Genomic DNA, 13,255 nt, shown 5'->3' on the forward strand with positions numbered 1-13,255 from the left:
ATCCAACATCGGCTCGTTTTTTATAAATACGCTTTACCGCTTAAATATTAAACGTTAAAGCGGAAGTGCATGACGTCGCCATCTTGCACGATATAAGTTTTACCTTCTAGGCGTGATTTACCAGCAGCAGCAGCGCCTTTTTCACCGTTGTATTCGATAAAGTCATCATAAGCGATGACCTCAGCACGAATGAAACCGCGCTCAAAATCAGTATGAATCACACCAGCAGCTTGCGGGGCTGTAGCGCCAACAGCGACCGTCCATGCGCGCACTTCTTTGACACCAGCGGTAAAGTAAGTCTGCATATCAAGCAAATCGTAACCACCACGAATGACTTGATCTAGACCAGCTTCGTCCATATCCATTTCAGCCAAAAAGTCTTTTTTGTCTTCTTCATCAAGCTGAGCGATTTCAGCTTCGATTTGGTTGCATAGTGCGATGACGATAGAGTCTTCACCAGTGGCATAGTCGCGTACTGCATCAAGGTATAGGTTGTTTTCAAAGCCATCTTCAGCGACGTTAGCGATATACATGGTTGGCTTTAGAGTGATTAGACCATAGCTTCTGATCAGTTTTTTCTCATCAGCGTCTAGGCCAGCAGCGCGAGCAGCTTTACCTTCTGCTAATAATGGCTCAATTTTTTTGAACACATCTAGCATGGCTGCAGCGTCTTTATCACCGCCTTTGGCTTTTTTGGTCAAGTTAAATACCGCACGCTCTACAGCTTCTAAATCTGCCAATGCCAGTTCGGTATTGATGGTTTCGATGTCATCAATTGGGCTGACGCGTCCATCAACGTGTACCACATTGTCATCATCAAAACAGCGTACGACGTGAGCAATCGCATCAGTCTCACGGATATTGGCTAGGAACTGGTTGCCCATGCCTTCGCCTTTTGATGCGCCTGCGACCAAGCCTGCGATATCGACAAACTCCATGGTCGTTGGCAGTACACGTTCGGGGATGACGATGTCAGCCAGTTTCTTTAGACGTGGATCTGGTACTGGCACGATACCCGTGTTGGGATCTTTGGTACAAAACGGGAAGTTTTCAGCGGCGATACCCGCTTTGGTCAAGGCGTTAAACAAGGTGGATTTACCCACGTTTGGTAGGCCAACGATGCCGCAATTAAAACCCATAGCATTCTCTCAATATAGTAATAAAATCAGTTGGTATAAAGATTGGTTAAATGATAAATCAAAATTGGGCACATTGTAGCAAATTTACCTGAATAGGGGTGAGGTTGTTGCGTTGTAGACTGATATTTAGCATCTGTTATTGCTAGTAATTTTGCCATTTTATCTATTATGGTAAGCTGTACTATAAAATGAGCAACTGATCTGATAGCAATGTCAAAGGTTCATCCTTTGTAAAGGCGATTAACATAAACGAAAGGCCACTCCTTATAATGACGACCACAATTTTTAATACACGCCGCTATAGTTATCCGCAGAACTTCCTTGAAATGAAACTTAAGCTGGCTCAGCTTGAGCAGGCAATCAAAAAGCTAGAAGCCAATCTGATTGATACTGCTGAGGCGGAAAATATCAAGTTATTAGATCAAAGATTGGATAGTGGTGCGGGGTTAAAGGTCGATTATGCCAGTGAATTAAATCCAGACCAGCTAATGGCTGCAACGACTATCGAAGGCAAGGTGTTGGTCATCGCTGGTGCAGGTTCTGGTAAAACCAAAACGCTCACTTATCGAACCAGTTATCTGTTAGAGAATGGGGTGTCGCCTAAAGATATCTTGCTACTCACCTTTACCCGAAAAGCGGCCAATGAAATTAAAAGTCGTGCAAAAACGCTATTGACAAGCCGTTTGTCTGACGAGGATTTGGCCAAGGATAAGCTGCCAACTGATAAGTGGCTCAACGATATTGCTAGCGGCACTTTTCATTCATTTTGTAATATGCTGCTGCGCCAGTATTCAGGGCTGCTTGGTATCAATCCTCGATTTACGATTTTAGACACGGGTGATAGTGAAGATGCGATTGATCTAATTCATAAAGAAAAGAAGTATCCCACCCAAACCAAAAACCAAGCGTTTCCTCGTAAAAAGACTTTACAAAACATCTTTTCAACCTCTAGAAATAGACGCATTCATATCCGCGATTTGATAGAAAGCAGTTACCCTGATATCGCTGTACATATTCCTATCATTGAGCAGCTGGCGGTTGACTTTCATGAGTACAAGCGGGCCAATCATCTTTATGACTTTGACGATATTATTAGCCAAGTGGTACGCCATTTAAAGACCAATGATAAATTTCGACAACTGCTACAACGTCAGTACCGTTACGTTATGGTCGATGAATATCAAGACACCAATATTCCACAAAAAGAGCTGATAGATTTGATTTGTAAGCCTGAGTCGGTATCGCTCATGGTCGTTGGTGATGACAGTCAGAGTATTTATGCCTTTCGCGGTGCCAATTATGAAAATATCTTGTTGTTTGGTGAGAGTTACCCCGATGCCAAGTTGATCAAGCTTGAGCAAAATTATCGCAGTACGCCTGCCGTTTTAAACTATATCAATGCCTTGTCAGCACAAATCACGCTAGGCTATCAAAAACAGCTGTACTCTGACGCATTAATAATAGGAATCAAGCCGGTATTTAGTCGCCTGCGTGATGAAACCCGTGAGGCCAAATATATTGCTGATAAGATCATCAAGCTAAAATCAGAGTTTGATTATGAAGACTTTGCTGTATTGTGCCGAACGTCATTTCAGTCCAACTATGTCCAATTAGAATTTATGGATCGTCATATTCCATTTATCGTCGTGGGTGGTATCAAGTTTATAGAGAGGCGTCATATAAAAGACGTTTTGGCATTCGTAAAGATACTTTATAACCCCAATGACACGATCGCATGGCACCGTATTTTGACCTTGTTTAAGGGAGTAGGGTCAGTCACCGCGACGCGTTTGACCCAAGCAATTAATGCTGACAATAATTCGTTTGAGCCATTAACTACCGCAAAGTTTGCCAAAAAAAGCGAGCAGCTTGAGCCTCTTTACCATACGCTTACTAATGCTACTCAGGCTGAATCCATTGAAAATATCCTTGAGCATATTTTAGCGTTTTATATTCCTGTCTTAAAAACGATCGAAGAGAATTGGCGAGAGCGTAGCGAGGACTTTCGTGTACTCAAAAATTTGGCAACACAATACAGTAGTCTTGATGACTTCTTAGAAAACTTGGCACTTGACCCTCCCAATGATTCAGTGGTGAAAACCAGTGAGCCTGAAGCAAACGATACGGACAAAGTCACTATTTCGACCATTCATAGTGCCAAAGGACTAGAGTGGCCAGTGGTGTTTGTGAACGCTTTGGTCGATGGTATGACGCCGCATCATCGCTCGTTGGATGACTTTGAGGAGCTCGAAGAGGAGCGCAAGCTGTTTTATGTCGCCTGTAGTCGTGCTAAGTCTCAGCTGTATCTTACGGCGCCTGATTACTTTTCCAGCTATTCAGGTTATTTTGACAAGCCGTCACGGTTTATCGCAGAGCTATCTGCGAATGAGGTGACGGTTGAGACTGTTAAAAGACCTAGTATGGAGAGTGATGATCCAGTGTGGTGGTAGTGTTCTATGTTTCGTTAACTGTCTAACTTATTAAATATAAACTAATAAAACTGTTCAGCAATATAGATAAGTTAACTTACCAATAGTTGAGCATTTTATAACCAAAAGTATTGAATAATTTGACGCTATTTTCATCAAATTCGTTGCTAGGTTATAGCTTAAGGTTGGTATTATTCCTATCGAAAATACTTTCTCAAAAACCCCATAACTAAAAGTATATAACACAAAAATATTTCTCAGATAAGGGTTTAAAATTTATCCTAATGCGTTACTATTACCACCTAATTCTGTTAGACCCTTATATTTGATACTCTGTATTAACACCCTAAGAAAAGGATAGGTTATGCGCTACGAAGTTATCGTTATCGGTGCAGGTATGGTTGGCACGTCAATCGCGTGGCATCTACAAAAAAATAACTCAAATGTATTATTGTTAGACAAAAAATTGCCAGGGTCAGAGACCTCGTATGGTAATGCAGGATTGATTCAGCGCGAAGCCATTCATACACATCCTTTTCCTCGTCAGCTGACTGAGATGATCAGAGTGTTGCCGAACCAAGGTACCGATATTCGCTATCGTATCCCGGCAATTTTACGTTATCACCAAGCACTACTTCAGTACTGGAAATACTCTACACCTGCTTCAGTCAATAAAATCGAATCAGAGTGGCAGACGCTGATTGAGCATTGTACCAGTGAACATCAAACGATGATTGAAGCATCTGGTGCTGATGAATTAATTACTCGCGATGGCTGGTTGCAATTGCATCGCTCTGAAGAGACCTTCAAAGAAGCGCAAGCAGCAGCCATCGATGCGCGCAACCAAGGTGTTGAGCACAACGTCCTAAACCTTGAAGAATTAAAAGCAATGGAACCTAGTGCTGATTTTGAAGGTTTCGTTGGTGCAATTCATTGGAAAAATTCTTGGCAAGTATCAAACCCAAGCTCGCTCGTAAAAGCCTATGCGAAAAACTTCCAAGATATGCAGGGTACGATCAAAGAAAGCGATGTAAAAGAAATCGTAAAAGATGGTGAAGGCTGGAAAATTATCACTGATAACGACACTTATTATAGTGATAAATTGGTTATCGCAGCAGGCCCATGGTCTAATGACTTGATCAAACCACTTGGCTACAACTTGCCATTATTCCCAATGCGTGGCTACCATCAGCATTTCAAAGTGACAGAAAAAAATACCATCAATCACAGTATGTTTGATATGGATAAAGGCTTTGTGATGGGTCCGATGCAGCAGGGTATCCGTATCACGACCGGTGCTGAGATGACCACCATGAATGCGCCAAAGAACTTTGGTCAACTGCAAACTGTATTGAAGCTTGCTCGTAAAATTCTGCCATTAGAAGATGCGGTTGAGAGTGAAGCATGGGCAGGATCACGTCCTTGTATGCCTGATATGAAACCAGTTATTGGTCCTGCAGACAAGCATGACAAATTATGGTTCGCCTTTGGTCACAGTCATCAAGGCTTTACCTTAGGACCTATGACAGGTCGTTTGGTTGAAGAAATGATTCATGAAAAGCCATTATTGGTAGACCTTGCACCATTTAGTGCTCAGCGTTTTTCGAAATAAGAGCGTGTTTGATAGAGTTATCGCAGATTTAAATCAATAGATTGAAGGTATACAACATGATAAAGAAGCTACACAGCACCCCGCGTATGAGCAGAATCGTCGTTCATAACCAAACCGTATATTTATGCGGTCAGGTAGGTAATGCAGAAGACGATATCAAAGCACAAACGTTGACTTGCTTAGAAAAAATCCAAACGTTGTTAGAAGAGGTAGGTAGTGACAAATCAAAGCTACTATCAGTAACGGTTTGGATCAAAGATATGGCAGACTTTGCGGCTATGAATGAAGTCTATGACAAATGGTTTGAAGGTATTGAGCCACCAGCGCGTGCTTGCGGCGAATCAGCGTTAGCACGCCCTGAGCTATTGGTTGAGATGATCGCCATCGCTGCTGAGTAAAGACTGCTTGTAGTTGATAATAGAACCAGTAAAAAAGGCCATGATAGTGATATTATGGCCTTTTTTATATTTTGTTATAAGCTAGCGTAATTATTCATATAGCCACTGATAAAGTTAATCATATAGCTATTAGCATTCTTTCCATACCGCTTGGCGTTTATCAATAAAAGCATCGATACCTTCTCTCACATCGTCTGCCATCATATTACAGGTCATTACTTTACTAGCGTAGTTATAAGCGTCTTCAACATTCATGCTTAATTGCTTATAAAACATATCTTTGCCAGTCCTTACCGCTATTGAAGACTTGGCAGTAATCGCAGATATCAATGATTGTAATGCTTGATCTAGTTGCTCTACCGATGCGACTCGATTGATCAATCCATAATGCAGGGCAGTGTGCGCATCGATAAATTCGCCTGTGATGAGCATCTCAAATGCTTGTTTACGCGGTAAGTTACGACTGACGGCTACCGCAGGCGTAGAGCAAAAAAGCCCAACGTTTATTCCAGAGGTGGCAAACTTCGCATTATCAGCGGCAACAGCCAAATCACAAGCGGCAACTAGCTGACAACCTGCTGCAGTGGCAATGCCTTGTACTTTTGCAATGACGACTTGAGGCATATGGTTAATAGTAAGCATCATTTTGCTACATTGCTGAAATAGGGTACGGTGGAATGCCTCCTCTGAGTGTGCGCGCATCTGCTTTAGATTGTGACCAGCACAGAATGCCTTACCCGTCGCTTGAATCACGACCACTCTGATCTTATCGTCCTGAGCGATTTGATCCAGCTCCGTCTGTATGGCAGACAGCACTTCAACGGATAACGTATTAAACTGTTTGGGTTGGTTTAAGGTGAGCGTGACTACGCCACCTTCTTTATTGTCTTCTCTAATAACGAGAAGGTTGTCTAGGTCTAGGGTAACGTCAGATTGTGTCATTTATCATCCTTGATAATGGTTGTTTGGTTTAGCAAATGCTATCTATAGCTATTCAAATAGTAGCATGGCTTATATTCTATACAAAAGCTGACTAATATATAAAGCTCAAAAATAAAAATAGCGCACTCAAGTGATGAGTACGCTATTAGCTATTCAATCAGATATAAGCTGAATCTATACTAAATTTACGCTATATCAAATTAGTACGCGCCTTCGCTATAGATAAGCTCATAGCTGTGGCTGTATATCTCGACGATGTTGCCAAATGGATCTTCCATATAAATCATGCGGTAGGGTTTCTCGCCAGGATAGTAGTAGCGTGGTTTTTCCATACGTTTTCTACCACCCGCGGTAACGATACGTTCAGCTAGCTCTTCGACGTTGGGATCTTGAACACAGAAATGAAAGATACCTGTTTTCCAGTATTCAAAGTTGTTTTCAGGGTTTTCTTGATTTTTAAATTCAAATATCTCAACACCGATACGGTCACCAGTCGATAGATGAGCGATGCGGAAGCTGCCCCAACCAGCACCAAATACTTCAGTACACATCTCACCAATCGGGCTGTCATCTTCGACAATCTCAGTTGGCTCCATGATGGTGTACCAACCCATCACTTCGGTGTAAAATTTTACGGCGGCATCTAAGTCAGGGACTGAAAGACCGATGTGTGAAAAGCTTCTTGGATAAACATTATTCATTTGTAATACTCCTGTTTGATATAGGCTTTGTTTAATGTGAAGCCAGTATACAAACAGAGAATAATTACGTAAAATTATCATTTATTATAAAGATAAGTATGAAACGTAATGATGAATATCATATGGCTACGTACCTTTTGCACGCTGGTTGATATCGGACATTTCACACGTACGGCTGAGCGCTTACACATGACACAGTCAGGTGTCAGTCAACATATCAGTAAGCTAGAGAACCAGTTGGGTATTGATTTGCTTATTCGACAAGGTAAGCAGTTTTCATTAACCGATGCAGGTGAGCAGTTGTATAGAGAAGCAGGCGAGATATTACAGCGATTATCAAATCTAGAACAGCGCATCGGTAATGATCCGCATTATGAAGGGTTGGTACGATTGATGTCACCGGGTAGTGTGGGACTCAAGCTGTATCCGCAGCTTTTGACATTACAGCAGCAGCATCCAAAGCTAGTGATTGATTACCGTTTTGCACCCAATTCTGATATTGAGCGGGCACTGTCAAGCCATGAGATTGATATTGGTTTTATGACAGATATCTCAAATGATGAATCGATTAGCTGTAAGCCTGTGGCACAAGAATCGTTGATGTTAGTGACACCTGCGTCTACCGTAGAGCCGAGCTGGGAGCAGCTTATTAAGCTTGGATTTATCGATCATCCAGATGGCGCCCATCATGCAGGCATGTTGCTGACTGCCAATTACGAGCAGTTCCAGCATATCAATGATTTTGAGAAAAAAGGCTTTTCTAATCAGATAGGGTTAATTTTAGAGCCAGTCAGCAGGGGAATAGGCTTTACGGTTTTGCCAGCACATGCCGTGGCTGCTTATCCAAAGCCTGAGCTGATTAACAGTCATTATCTGCCAGTTGCTGTTAGCGAAACGCTATATCTGGCAGTCAGAAGACAGCAGGCACTCTCTAATAGAATGCATACGGTCATTGATGAAGTAAAAAAATGGCTATAGATATGTTGAGAATGATAAATGCACAGCTAACGAAGGGTTAATCGAAAGTTCAATAGCTGTGCGTTTAACAGAAGAGGTTCATTTGTAGATTGCGACTATGAAAGATTGAGTCTATTTTAAAGTCTGCCCAAGTTTGATACTTGCAGCGATATTAGCAGCAGTAGTTTCAATATTGTTATAAGCAGAGCCTAACACATTATCGATCGTGTCTACTTTTTGGATACTCGGCATGACCACATCGAACTGACTAGTTTGAGCAGGTTTTAGTCCATCGACACTGCCGCAGATAGCGATGACGGGTGTACGGCTAGCCTTAGCGATTTGGCTGATACCACCTGCCACTTTACCCATGGCCGTTTGCGCATCGAGCTTACCTTCGCCAGTGATGACGAGATCAGCTTCTGCGATATGTTGCGACAGGTGAGCCACTTCGGCAACGGTATCAAAGCCTGACTTTAGTTGAGCTTGAAAGAACGTCATCATCGCATAGCCAAGACCGCCAGCAGCGCCAGCGCCTTCAACGTGTTGACAATCCTCGTAGCCATGCTGTCCACAAATGGTAGCGAAGTGACCGAGTGCCTTGTCCAAAGTATTGACTTGCTCTGGACAAGCGCCTTTTTGCGGACCAAACACTGCGCTGGCACCTAGCAGACCGCATAATGGATTGGTCACATCACAAGCCACTTCAAATACCGTGTCTGATATCTTTGCGTGAAGGTTTGTATTATCGAGCTTGTGTAGGCTGGCAAGTGCCCCGCCACCATGAGTAAGCAAGCTGTCATTGATATCATGAAATGTTACGCCTAGCGCCATTAGCATACCAAGACCAGCGTCATTGGTTGCGCTACCACCTAAACCGATAACGATACGCTTAGCACCTTCTTCTAATGCATCTTTGATCAGTTCCCCAACACCATAACTGCTCGCAATCACAGGATCACGCTCATCGGCTGTTAGTAGGTGTAATCCGCAGGCTTGAGCCACTTCGATAACGGCAGTTGCATCGGGTAATAACAGATACTTTGCCGTAATCGGTCTCATCAATGGGTCCTGTACTCTGACTTCTTTCCATCGCCCACCCAATACATAAGACAACACTGCTGATGTGCCTTCACCACCATCCGCCATAGGCAACAGCTTATAGTCAGCGTCTGGAAACACTTGGCGAACACCAGACTGAATGGCATGGCACACATCCAAGGCTTCTAAACTTTCTTTAAACGAATCAGGGGCGATCAAAATTTTCATACGGCTCTCTTTGAATATCTAATGACACGATCATTGCGATAGTGTCATGTTTTAAAACGTTTACTTAGTAATCATCAAATAAACGTATGTAGAAACACCTAATTCCACAAACTAGATAAATACTAGCGTTAGCAACCAGATAAATACGATGCTAGTCACACCTTGGATACCAGTGGCCATGGAATGCGCTTTGTAAGCTTGTGCGACGCTCATACGACTAAACTGGCTTACAATCCAAAAGAAGCTGTCATTGGCGTGTGAGATGGTCATAGCGCCTGCACCAATTGCCATCACGCAGAACACGCGTCCAAGTTCGCTGTCTAAACCGATTTGGTTTAATAAAGGAGCAACCATAGCAGAGGTAGTAACCAATGCGACGGTGGTTGAGCCTTGTGCGGTTTTTAGCGCAGCAGAGACGATAAATGGCATGAAGATACCTAAACCTAAAGCAGATAGCGTCGAACCTAGATAATCGCCAATCGGTGTAACTTTTAGCATGGCACCAAATGCACCACCAGCACCAGTGATTAATAGGATAGGGGCTGCTACTACCAAACCTTGCGAGATACTATCGCTAATTTCCTGCGTTTTTTGGCTTGATTTAATTAAGAAGAACGACAAGAACAAACCGATAAGTAACGCAGTCAATGGGTTACCAATGAATATCAGAATTTCCGCTACCATGTTACTGCCAAATGGTGCGCTTGGAAAATTAGCAACCGAGGACAGGCAGATTAATATGATAGGAACGATAATTGGTAAGAAAGCCATTGTCGCTGAAGGCAAGTGGCTGTAATCATCACGCGTCTTCATTCCTTCAGGCATTGCCGCTGGAGCATCTGCCGCATTGATATTTTCAGGAGTAGCGTTAAGAAAGCGATTAGACCACCACCAGCCAGCTAGTACGGCAACGGCAGTTACGACCACACCAACCATGATGACCAAACCTAGGTTTGACTCTAGACCTAAGTTACCGGCCGCCGCGATTGGGCCTGGAGTAGGTGGAACAAAGGTATGAGTGGCATATAAACCAGTGGCCAAGGCAATACTCATCGCTACACTTGATACATGTAGGCGCTCAGCTAAAGACTCTTTTAGAGAGTTTAAGATAATATAGCCAGAGTCACAAAACACAGGTATAGAGACGACTGCACCGACGATAGACATGGTCAAAGTAGGGAAGCGTGGCCCCAATACTTTGATAACTGACTCTGCCATCACGATAGCAGCTCCAGTTTTTTCGAGGATTAAGCCAATAATGGTACCAAATACAATAACAAGACCGATATAGCCTAAAATACCACCGAACCCATCAGAGATCGTTTTTGCGACAGTGTTAAGTGGTACTTGATAAAATAGTGCGACCAAGAAAGCGGACAAAATCAACACTAGAAAAGGATGCCACTTTAATCTTGCGGTAGCGAAAATAATAAAAAGAATGGTCAGCACAAGCCAAAATACAATCATCACTGTCTCAATATGGTTTATATCTTAATTGATTACCAATGCCAATGTAGTCAGTTGTATCGATATTAGATATGGTATCTGGCTCGTTAAGTCTACTAATTGTAGTGCTTTCAAGCGCTTTGCCATATATAAACTTAAACGATATCAAACCAACCGTCTGCATCAGTAACGATATGAAATTTTAAAGGGACATATTCTATAATAAATATATGCTGCTAGGAAATAGATTCGTTAAATAGTTGGCGCTATTGAGAAACATCAAAAACTTTTAATGGTAAGAAGATGTCAAAAATTTATGTGGGAATACTTGTATAACTCGCAACTACGAGTGTACTTAACTAAAAAAACTGGCCATCTATGATAACCAGCTCTTATACGGAGTAGTGTTTATCTGTTCAAATTGAAGGCATGCTATAGCCTACAGCTAGGCAATCTTATCAAAGAAAGCTTTATTATTTGTGGCTGTTGAAGTATCAAAACTGACGTAAATACCTTGATCATCCGATGTGACATACCAATGGTCATCGTTGCCACTAGTCAGCAACTGAAAATATTTATCGTTAACTATTCTACCAACTGTATACACCTCACCCTCAGAGTAATATGAATTGCCTTGGATACAGATAAGTTTGTCCTCGGTGTGGATACTATTTTCTTTCATATTCTTGTGCCCAATCATTATATTAGATAGCAGTAGATTACCAATTTCTGCTAATAGTAATAATGACGATTATATAGACAGCATCTTATTGTTAGGTATAGCAATTTTACGACAGTTGTTTCATTTAGTTACTACAGTATTGCGTAGCAACATCGCTATTACAGTAACAGGTTTTCTAACAACTCTACGCTGTTTAGTAACATGGAAAACCTTCATTTGAAGAGACAAAACTGTATAAGTTAGCAATATAAATTGTCTAAATATAGAAATCCCAATTTCAAAAATGACGCACATAAAAAAGCCAGCAACTCAAGGTTGCTGGCTTTTTATAGATTGAGTCTAATTATATAAAAGATTACTCTTCAGAATAGTCTTCGTCAGCAGCTTCTTCATCAGCTGAATCTTCGTTGTTACCATCTTCAGAAAGAATAGTAACTAAGATGCTAGCAGTAACGTCATGGTGTAGCTGAATATCAACATTGTATTCGCCAACTTGACGTAGAGTGCCTTCAGGTAGCTTGATTTCAGCACGGTCTACTTCTAGACCTGAGTTAGTCAATGCTTCAGCGATATCGCGAGTACCGATAGAACCGAATAGCTTGCCTTCGTCACCTGATTTAGCACGCATGATAACATTAACGTCAGTTAGTGCATCAGCACGCTCTTGAGCAACAGCGATCTCTTTTGCTTCTTCAGCTTCAAGTTCAGCACGACGTGCTTCGAACTTTTCAATGTTAGCTTTAGTAGCAGGTAGAGCTTTGCCCTGAGGGATAAGAAAGTTACGTCCGTAACCTGGTTTTACATCGACAGTTTCACCGAGTTTACCAAGGTTGACGATACGCTGTAACAAAATAATTTGCATGAGTCATTCCTAGTTAACGGTTAAATTACTGATGGTTGTCAGTATACGGAAGTAGCGATAAATAACGAGCTTGCTTGATAGCAGTAGCTAGTTGACGCTGATATTTAGTAGACGTACCGGTAATACGGCTTGGTACGATTTTACCATTATCACTGATGTACTGTTTTAGCAATTCAACATCTTTATAATCGATGTGAGTGATGCCTTCAGCAGTGAAACGGCAGAATTTGCGACGGCGATAGAAACGTGCCATGAGTATTCTCCTTTAATTAGTCTTCACTGTTGTCGTTGTCGTCACTACCGTTTTCACGATTGTCTGGACGACGAGTAGTTGCTTTGCGTGCGCGTTTTTCATCGGCATTCTTGGCTAACTGCGACTCTTCAGTGACAGCTTCGTCACGGCGCATAACTAGACTACGAATGATCGCGTCGTTATAGCGGAATAATTCTTCAAGTTCAGCCAAAGTTTCACCGTCAGTTTCAATGTTGAAAAGAACGTAATGAGCTTTGTGAATCTTGTTGATTGGATAAGCCAGTTGACGACGGCCCCAATCTTCTAAACGATGGATAACACCGTTGTTGTCTTGAACTAACTTGATGTAGCGCTCAACCATGCCGACCACTTGGTCGCTTTGGTCTGGGTGTACAAGTAACACCAGTTCGTAATGTCGCATTATGACTCCTTACGGATTAGTAGCTATTAACCCTATGTTAATAGCAAGGAGATTTATAAGGTAAGCTCAATTCCGATTAAATTAATCAGGAATAAGCTTAGTTTATAAAGCGCCGTATTATAACAGTACTCAGCAACTAACACA

General features: G+C 42.0%; 13 protein-coding genes. 4 read left to right on the top strand and 9 right to left on the bottom strand.

Features of this window, described 5'->3' with window-relative positions; genetic code table 11:
* Positions 1-47: 47 nt before the first annotated feature.
* Entirely contained in the window at positions 48-1,139 is a 1,092-nt protein-coding gene (gene ychF, locus ACT3QR_RS01225; protein ID WP_444519573.1) for a redox-regulated ATPase YchF, read from the bottom strand.
* A 269-nt stretch (positions 1,140-1,408) separates the two neighbouring features.
* Here ychF and ACT3QR_RS01230 point away from each other — a divergent pair, with 269 nt between their 5' ends.
* From ACT3QR_RS01230 to ACT3QR_RS01240, 3 genes are all read left to right on the top strand, one after another.
* Complete coding sequence (locus tag ACT3QR_RS01230; RefSeq protein ID WP_444519574.1) at positions 1,409-3,589, top strand: ATP-dependent helicase; 2,181 nt, start codon at positions 1,409-1,411, stop codon at positions 3,587-3,589.
* A gap of 343 nt (positions 3,590-3,932) precedes the next feature.
* Positions 3,933-5,180: an NAD(P)/FAD-dependent oxidoreductase gene (locus tag ACT3QR_RS01235; RefSeq protein ID WP_444519575.1), complete on the top strand. Its 1,248-nt coding sequence runs from the start codon at positions 3,933-3,935 to the stop codon at positions 5,178-5,180.
* 59 nt (positions 5,181-5,239) lie between these two features.
* On the top strand, positions 5,240-5,578 hold the full coding sequence (locus ACT3QR_RS01240; protein WP_444519841.1) for a RidA family protein: 339 nt from the start codon (positions 5,240-5,242) through the stop codon (positions 5,576-5,578).
* 129 nt (positions 5,579-5,707) lie between these two features.
* Here ACT3QR_RS01240 and ACT3QR_RS01245 read toward each other — a convergent pair whose 3' ends face one another.
* Positions 5,708-6,520 carry an enoyl-CoA hydratase gene (locus ACT3QR_RS01245; protein WP_444519576.1) on the bottom strand — a complete coding sequence of 271 codons (813 nt, stop codon included), beginning with the start codon at positions 6,518-6,520 and terminating at the stop codon, positions 5,708-5,710.
* 200 nt (positions 6,521-6,720) lie between these two features.
* Positions 6,721-7,221: a lactoylglutathione lyase family protein gene (locus tag ACT3QR_RS01250; protein WP_444519577.1), complete on the bottom strand. Its 501-nt coding sequence runs from the start codon at positions 7,219-7,221 to the stop codon at positions 6,721-6,723.
* Positions 7,222-7,329: 108 nt separating this feature from the next.
* Between ACT3QR_RS01250 and ACT3QR_RS01255 the strand changes: the two genes are divergently transcribed.
* Positions 7,330-8,199, top strand: coding sequence for a LysR family transcriptional regulator (locus ACT3QR_RS01255; RefSeq protein WP_444519578.1), 870 nt, complete (start codon positions 7,330-7,332; stop codon positions 8,197-8,199).
* 111 nt (positions 8,200-8,310) lie between these two features.
* On the opposite strand, the gene ACT3QR_RS01260 is transcribed toward ACT3QR_RS01255, so the two are convergent.
* From ACT3QR_RS01260 to rpsF, 6 genes are all read right to left on the bottom strand, one after another.
* On the bottom strand, positions 8,311-9,447 hold the full coding sequence (locus tag ACT3QR_RS01260; RefSeq protein ID WP_444519579.1) for a glycerate kinase: 1,137 nt from the start codon (positions 9,445-9,447) through the stop codon (positions 8,311-8,313).
* 111 nt (positions 9,448-9,558) lie between these two features.
* The gene (locus ACT3QR_RS01265; RefSeq protein WP_444519580.1) at positions 9,559-10,914 is read right to left on the bottom strand and encodes a GntP family permease; all 1,356 of its coding nucleotides are present in this window, start codon (positions 10,912-10,914) and stop codon (positions 9,559-9,561) included.
* A gap of 424 nt (positions 10,915-11,338) precedes the next feature.
* Positions 11,339-11,575, bottom strand: a complete 237-nt coding sequence (locus ACT3QR_RS01270) for a hypothetical protein (protein WP_444519581.1) — start codon at positions 11,573-11,575, stop codon at positions 11,339-11,341.
* A gap of 355 nt (positions 11,576-11,930) precedes the next feature.
* Complete coding sequence (gene rplI, locus ACT3QR_RS01275) at positions 11,931-12,437, bottom strand: 50S ribosomal protein L9 (protein ID WP_114700926.1); 507 nt, start codon at positions 12,435-12,437, stop codon at positions 11,931-11,933.
* Between the two features lie 25 nt (positions 12,438-12,462).
* Positions 12,463-12,690 (bottom strand): 30S ribosomal protein S18, encoded by a 228-nt coding sequence (gene rpsR / locus ACT3QR_RS01280; protein ID WP_058368567.1) that lies wholly within the window; start codon positions 12,688-12,690, stop codon positions 12,463-12,465.
* Between the two features lie 16 nt (positions 12,691-12,706).
* The gene (gene rpsF, locus ACT3QR_RS01285) at positions 12,707-13,111 is read right to left on the bottom strand and encodes a 30S ribosomal protein S6 (protein ID WP_444519582.1); all 405 of its coding nucleotides are present in this window, start codon (positions 13,109-13,111) and stop codon (positions 12,707-12,709) included.
* Positions 13,112-13,255: the final 144 nt, after the last annotated feature.

The organism is Psychrobacter sp. AOP7-B1-25 (genome assembly GCF_052376195.1).
GTDB lineage: Bacteria > Pseudomonadota > Gammaproteobacteria > Pseudomonadales > Moraxellaceae > Psychrobacter.

What these genes read in the sequence shown, in the direction of transcription:
- ACT3QR_RS01260 (WP_444519579.1), bottom strand. Translation starts at nt 9,447, where the DNA reads ATGAAAATTTTGATCGCCCCTGATTCGTTTAAAGAAAGTTTAGAAGCC.
- ACT3QR_RS01235 (WP_444519575.1), top strand. Translation starts at nt 3,933, where the DNA reads ATGCGCTACGAAGTTATCGTTATCGGTGCAGGTATGGTTGGCACGTCA.
- ACT3QR_RS01265 (WP_444519580.1), bottom strand. Translation starts at nt 10,914, where the DNA reads ATGATTGTATTTTGGCTTGTGCTGACCATTCTTTTTATTATTTTCGCT.
- rpsR (WP_058368567.1), bottom strand. Translation starts at nt 12,690, where the DNA reads ATGGCACGTTTCTATCGCCGTCGCAAATTCTGCCGTTTCACTGCTGAA.
- ACT3QR_RS01245 (WP_444519576.1), bottom strand. Translation starts at nt 6,520, where the DNA reads ATGACACAATCTGACGTTACCCTAGACCTAGACAACCTTCTCGTTATT.
- ACT3QR_RS01230 (WP_444519574.1), top strand. Translation starts at nt 1,409, where the DNA reads ATGACGACCACAATTTTTAATACACGCCGCTATAGTTATCCGCAGAAC.
- ACT3QR_RS01250 (WP_444519577.1), bottom strand. Translation starts at nt 7,221, where the DNA reads ATGAATAATGTTTATCCAAGAAGCTTTTCACACATCGGTCTTTCAGTC.
- rplI (WP_114700926.1), bottom strand. Translation starts at nt 12,437, where the DNA reads ATGCAAATTATTTTGTTACAGCGTATCGTCAACCTTGGTAAACTCGGT.
- ychF (WP_444519573.1), bottom strand. Translation starts at nt 1,139, where the DNA reads ATGGGTTTTAATTGCGGCATCGTTGGCCTACCAAACGTGGGTAAATCC.
- rpsF (WP_444519582.1), bottom strand. Translation starts at nt 13,111, where the DNA reads ATGCGACATTACGAACTGGTGTTACTTGTACACCCAGACCAAAGCGAC.
- ACT3QR_RS01255 (WP_444519578.1), top strand. Translation starts at nt 7,330, where the DNA reads ATGATGAATATCATATGGCTACGTACCTTTTGCACGCTGGTTGATATC.
- ACT3QR_RS01270 (WP_444519581.1), bottom strand. Translation starts at nt 11,575, where the DNA reads ATGAAAGAAAATAGTATCCACACCGAGGACAAACTTATCTGTATCCAA.